The following is a 5,437-nucleotide window of genomic DNA, read 5'->3' on the forward strand; positions in this document are numbered from 1 at the left end:
GTCCCGCCGCCGCCGCCACCCGCGCCGCCCGTGCCGCCCGCGCCAAAATTCCCGGAGTTTTACCGGCATCTGATCGACCAGGATGTCAATGAGCAGATCGCCCGGGAAATCGTTGATGCCATCGGCGACATGGCAAACGGCGCCCACCCGCTTCCGGACCGCCTGTCCCAGGGCCTGACCCGCATCCTTCGGGAGAAGGGGGTCCGGAGCCTGAGCCTCGAGCCGGAATCCGGAAAGCAGCGTCTGGTTGCCTTTCTGGGACAGGCCGGTGTCGGAAAAACCACGACCATTGCCAAGCTGAGCGGGTATCACAGCATCCGGGGCAGGGACATCGGCATCATCGCCCTCGAGGATGACCGCATCTGCGCCCTGAGGAAGATTGAGATTTACGCGAAGATCATCAACGTCCCCATGGAGGTCGCCGAGGGAAGCGACGGGATGCAGCGCGCCCTGAGGCGGTTCCGGAACAAGGAGATCGTCTACGTGGACACCCCCGGCGTCAGCATCGGGGATCCTTCGGCCATCGGGGCCCTTCGAAAAAAGCTGGGGGAGTTTCCGGATATCCGGAACCAGCTTCTCATCAGCGCCGGCGCCAGGGAAAAGGACATTGCCGCACTCGTCCGGGGCTTCTCCGGCATTCCGATCCACGGCCTGATCGTGACCAGGCTCGACGAGAGCACCACCTACGGGAACCTTCTGAACCACCTGTATCGGGCGCCCATGCCCCTGTCCTACGTCACCTCCGGGCAGCAGGTGCCCGAAGACATCCGGCCGGCATCCCCCCAGATGCTTGCGGACCTCTTCGCCGGAACGGAGAATGCCGGAACGGGCCAGGCCCCGCCGTCCGATGCGCCGTCCGATGCGCCTTCCGGGGCGGCCCCGGAAGGCAGCCCCGCAGCCCCGGCGGAGGAGGCGAAGCCCAATCCTCCAAAGAATCGGGAGGATCACGACGATTCATTCGAAGGCCTCCGGTATTACGGCGGCCGGATATGAGGTCCTGCGGGCAGGCAGGGAAACACGGCGAAAGCGCCGCTGCCATCGACAGCATAACCGACACCAGCGGAAGACATTCTCAAAGAAATGCATGGAACATCCTTTCATCCGCGCGTTTTCAGAGGAGCGAAAATTGCTTGCTGATATCATTAAGAAAAGGAAATGACGAATGATCAACGAACTCTATTCCCGCAAATTGATCCACCTTTCCACTGCACTGGAAAAGAGAAAGCCTCAGCGGACCCGGGACGGGTCCGAACACCTGGCAAGGATCATCTCCGTCACCAGCGGCAAGGGCGGTGTGGGCAAAACGAATATCGTCATCAACCTCGGCCTGGCGCTCAAGCGGCTCGACAAGCGGGTCCTCATCCTGGACGCGGACCTCGGGCTGGGCAATCTGGATGTCCTGCTGGGGCTGGCGCCGCGATACAATCTGTCACACGTCCTCCGGGGCATCAAGACCATGGAGGAAATCATCGTGAACGGCCCGGAGGGGATCATGATCCTTCCGGCCTCCAACGGCATCCAGGAGATGGCCCATCTCACGGGGACCCAGCGGTTCAAGCTCATTTCGGAATTGGACAAGATGCTCCAGACCAACGATATCCTGCTCATCGACACGGCCTCGGGCATCTCCTCGGATGTCACCTATTTCAATGTGAAGGCACAGGAGATCCTCATCGTCGTGACCCCGGAGCCGACCTCCATCACGGACGCCTATGCCCTGATCAAAGTATTGTCGCTCAAATACCGGGCCAACCAGTTCAACGTTGTCGTCAACAAGGCCCAGAATATGCATGAAGCCGAGGAAGTGTTCCGGCAGCTTCACACGGTGACGGATAAGTTCCTGACCATATCCATCCAGTACATGGGGGCCATTCTCTTCGACGAACTGGTGCAAAAGTCCGCCAGACGCCAGCGGATCCTGATGGACATGCATCCCAATTCACCCGCGGCAAGGTGCTACGCGGCCCTGGCCAAGCGGGTGAACACCTCCCAGCCTTTGGGCGGTTACACCTTCGGCATCGACGCCCTGTGGAAGCATTTCCGTTCGGAATAGGGGAAAGGCTGCCGGAGAGGGCGGCAAGCGCAACACAACGGGAAGACAAAGCTATGCGTGAGAAGATGACCAATCGATATCCAACCAGTCAGGTAAGCCATGGCGATGCCGACGCCGGCCTTTCGAGGGAGACACTGATCCTCAAGTATACGCCCTATGTCAAGCGGATGGTCGGCAGGATCGCGGCCCAGGTCCCCCGGGACGTTGACCGGGACGACCTGATCAACGCCGGCATCATCGGCCTGATCGAGGCCCTCGACCGGTATGACGCCTCCCGGGACAGCGCGTTCATCACCTTTGCCACCTTCCGCATCCGGGGGGCGGTCCTCTCCGAGCTTCGGGCCCGGGACGTCTGTTCGCGGTCGGCCCGCAGGCGGCTGCGCGACATGAAGGAGGCGTTCCTGAAGCTCGAAACCGAACTCGGGCGGCCCCCCGAGGAGGCGGAGGTCGCGGCCGCCATGGGGATTGACATGGATGAATATCACGGCATCCGGCATCGCGCGGCCATTTCCGTGGTGAGCTTCGAGGACCTGGGCTTTGACGCCAAAGGCGAGCGGCGGCGCATGATCGATGATCTCATGGACGCCGATGCCATGGACGGTCTGGCGCTTGCCGGCCTCAAGGAACTGACCCTGGCCCTGGCGCAGGCCGTTCGCGAACTCCCAGAAAAGGACAAGCTGGTCATCTCCCTCTATTATCAGGATGAACTGACCATGAAGGAAATCGGACGGGTGCTGGACATATCCGAATCGCGGGTCTCCCAGCTTCACGCCAGGGCCGTCATCACCCTGAGGGAGAGGCTGACGGCGGCGGGGCTGATCGAGGCGGGGCGCCACGCCGGCGCGTCAACATCATCTCCGGGGCCGTCAACTTTCCGACATCCCGCCGCGGCGCAGGTGAAATGATGATCAAGAAAATGGATCCACCCAAACACTGTTCTCCCATTGTCCCGAAATCCGGGATTCAGGGGGATGCATTGCCGGACGCCGGCCCCCAGGGGTCGCCGGTTCACAAGAAAAAACGGGAAAGGGATGAAGCGGCCCCCGTCGTCAGGGTCCGCCTCTCGGAGAAGCCGCGGAGCGGGGCAGGGAACCCCCGGAACGGCAATGCCGGAGCGGACGACGAGGGCCAGGGCCGGAAGAAGATCGATGTCATGGCATGAGCCGGCCGGCATTTTCCGGCATCAGAACATGGAATCATAAGAAAAAGGAATCATCGATATGACATGGCAGGATGTTTCATTCTGGGAAATCGTACTGGACGTGATCGCCCTCTGTCTTTGCGGAACGGCCGTGATCGCCCTGGTCCGTCAAAAACGGACCCAGCCTCAGCCGGCGGCCCTGGACCAGGATGTGTTCAACGATGTCCTTGCGCGGCTGGCATGGGAGAAGATGGCGGCATCCGGTGAAAAAAGCCCGGTGTTCCACCTCGGCAGGGTCAAGGACATCCAGCCCGAGGGCGCCCGGGGGGAGCGCTATCACGAGGTGGAGAGCCTGGCGGATTCGGGCCTCACCGCCGAGGAGATCACCGAGAGGATCGCCATCCCGAAGGGGGAGGTCGCGCTGGTCATGAAGTTGAAAGCGCGCGCGGGCGACCTCTGGACGGATTCCGGAGAGAAGCGCGCCGCCGCCGGCTGATCCGCAGGGGATGCGGGGCGGGATGAAGCCGACACCCGGGTTTTTTTCATGAAAGGAAGATCATGAGCGGAGCCATTTACATGGGGGCCTCCGGCGCCGTCGTCCAGCAGTTGCGCCTGGAGATCCTCTCCAACAATCTTGCCAATCTGGGCACATCGGGGTTCAAGCGGGACCTGGCGGTGTTCAGCGAAGCCGCGCAGCCCCCTGGAACCCAGCAGGGAGCGGGCGCAGCCGCTTCAGGCGACCCGAGATTTCCCCACCCTGTGCTCCCTTTCGGCCAGAGCACCGATTTTTCCCAGGGGTCTCTGGAAACGACGGACCAGCCCCTGGACGTGGCCCTGAACGGCGACGGCTTTTTCTCGATTCAGACGCCTAAAGGCGTCGAGTATACCCGTCAGGGGAGCTTTTCCCTGAACGCCGAAAGCCGGCTCGTCACGCCCGAGGGCTTCCCGGTTCTGGGAGAATCGGGCCCCATCACCATCGAAGGCGAGAAGGTCACCATCACGGGTGAGGGCGACATCCTGGTGGATGACGGCGAGGTGGGCCGATTGCAGATCGTCGATTTCTCGAAACCTTACCGCCTGAAGCGAACCGAAGGGACCCGGTTCGTCCCTGAAAACCCGAATGCGGCGGGCGCACCTCCCGAGACCACGACCGTGGTGCAGGGGGCCGTGGAGGTTTCCAATACCGAAGCCATTACCGCGATGACCCAGATGATCGAGGTCAACCGCCTGTTTGAGTCCTACCAGAAGGTCATCCAGACCACCAGCGAGATGGACCAGAAGGCGGCGCGGGAGCTGGGACGGATCGAATAGTCCGGACAGGCGGCAACACCATTCCAAGGAAAACGGAGGCACCATGCTGAGAACACTATGGACGGCAGCCAAGGGCATGCAGGCCCAGACGCTGACCATCGACGTCATTTCAAACAACCTCGCCAACGTCAACACCACCGGCTTCAAGCGCGATCGCGCCGCCTTCGTCACGCTGATGTACCAGGATCCGCGCCAGGCCGGCACGCCGTCGGGCGCCGACAACCAATATGCCACCGGCCTCGGCACCGGCACCGGCGTCCGCGTCCAGGGCACCGAACGTATCCACACCCAGGGATCGCTGCTGCAAACCGAAAACGCCCTCGACGTCGCCATCGAAGGCGAAGGCTTTTTCGCCGTCCAGATGCCCGACGGCCGCCCCGCCTACACGCGTGACGGTGCCTTCAAACTGTCGGCCAATGGCGAGCTGGTCACCTCGGCCGGCCTGCGCCTTGTCCAGGGCATCACCATTCCCGAAGGCGCGCAGTCGGTCACCATCGCCCCGGACGGCACCGTCTCGGCCACCTTGCAGGGCGAAACCGCCGCGGTCGAGGTCGGCCAGATCCAGGTCACACGCTTCCTCAACCCCGCCGGCCTGGAGCCCAGGGGCGACAATCTCTATGCCGAAACCGCCGCCAGCGGCACCGCGCAAGCCGGGACGGCAGGCCTGGATGGCGCCGGCAACCTGCGCCAGGGCGCCCTCGAAGGTTCCAACGTCTCCACCGTCCAGGAACTCGTCGACATGATCGAGACCCAGCGCGCCTACGAGGTCAACGCCAAGGTCATCAACGCCGCCGACGAGATGGCGCAATATGTGACCCAGAATGTCTAGGGTCGGTTCGCGCCTCGATCGCCATCGCCGCGAGCGCATCGACACCGCGATGCTCCGCCGCAGCGCGCTACAGCCGCCGCGCCATCCGGTGTCGTTTGCCGCG

Annotated in this window: 7 protein-coding genes; all 7 read left to right on the forward strand. The window is 62.8% G+C overall.

Annotated features, from left to right (window positions below):
* Window positions 1-993 (forward strand): hypothetical protein (locus tag ACEW8N_RS20410; protein ID WP_373501715.1); only part of this gene is annotated, 993 nt, incomplete at its 5' end.
* Between the two features lie 169 nt (window positions 994-1,162).
* Window positions 1,163-2,053: a MinD/ParA family protein gene (locus ACEW8N_RS20415; RefSeq protein ID WP_373501716.1), complete on the forward strand. Its 891-nt coding sequence runs from the start codon at window positions 1,163-1,165 to the stop codon at window positions 2,051-2,053.
* A 53-nt stretch (window positions 2,054-2,106) separates the two neighbouring features.
* Complete coding sequence (locus ACEW8N_RS20420) at window positions 2,107-2,958, forward strand: FliA/WhiG family RNA polymerase sigma factor (RefSeq protein ID WP_373501717.1); 852 nt, start codon at window positions 2,107-2,109, stop codon at window positions 2,956-2,958.
* Window positions 2,955-3,215, forward strand: a complete 261-nt coding sequence (locus ACEW8N_RS20425; RefSeq protein WP_373501718.1) for a hypothetical protein — start codon at window positions 2,955-2,957, stop codon at window positions 3,213-3,215. The genes ACEW8N_RS20420 and ACEW8N_RS20425 overlap by 4 nt, the downstream gene beginning before the upstream one ends.
* Window positions 3,216-3,273: 58 nt before the next feature.
* Window positions 3,274-3,690 (forward strand): hypothetical protein, encoded by a 417-nt coding sequence (locus ACEW8N_RS20430; protein ID WP_373501719.1) that lies wholly within the window; start codon window positions 3,274-3,276, stop codon window positions 3,688-3,690.
* 62 nt (window positions 3,691-3,752) lie between these two features.
* Window positions 3,753-4,505: a flagellar basal-body rod protein FlgF gene (flgF, locus tag ACEW8N_RS20435; protein ID WP_373501720.1), complete on the forward strand. Its 753-nt coding sequence runs from the start codon at window positions 3,753-3,755 to the stop codon at window positions 4,503-4,505.
* Between the two features lie 43 nt (window positions 4,506-4,548).
* Window positions 4,549-5,334 carry a flagellar basal-body rod protein FlgG gene (flgG, locus tag ACEW8N_RS20440; protein ID WP_373501721.1) on the forward strand — a complete coding sequence of 262 codons (786 nt, stop codon included), beginning with the start codon at window positions 4,549-4,551 and terminating at the stop codon, window positions 5,332-5,334.
* The last annotated feature ends 103 nt before the right edge of the window (window positions 5,335-5,437 follow it).

This window comes from Desulfococcus sp. (assembly GCF_041737845.1).
Lineage (GTDB): Bacteria > Desulfobacterota > Desulfobacteria > Desulfobacterales > Desulfococcaceae > Desulfococcus.

What these genes read in the sequence shown, in the direction of transcription:
- ACEW8N_RS20415 (WP_373501716.1), top strand. Translation starts at nt 1,163, where the DNA reads ATGATCAACGAACTCTATTCCCGCAAATTGATCCACCTTTCCACTGCA.
- ACEW8N_RS20420 (WP_373501717.1), top strand. Translation starts at nt 2,107, where the DNA reads ATGCGTGAGAAGATGACCAATCGATATCCAACCAGTCAGGTAAGCCAT.
- ACEW8N_RS20425 (WP_373501718.1), top strand. Translation starts at nt 2,955, where the DNA reads ATGATGATCAAGAAAATGGATCCACCCAAACACTGTTCTCCCATTGTC.
- ACEW8N_RS20430 (WP_373501719.1), top strand. Translation starts at nt 3,274, where the DNA reads ATGACATGGCAGGATGTTTCATTCTGGGAAATCGTACTGGACGTGATC.
- flgF (WP_373501720.1), top strand. Translation starts at nt 3,753, where the DNA reads ATGAGCGGAGCCATTTACATGGGGGCCTCCGGCGCCGTCGTCCAGCAG.
- flgG (WP_373501721.1), top strand. Translation starts at nt 4,549, where the DNA reads ATGCTGAGAACACTATGGACGGCAGCCAAGGGCATGCAGGCCCAGACG.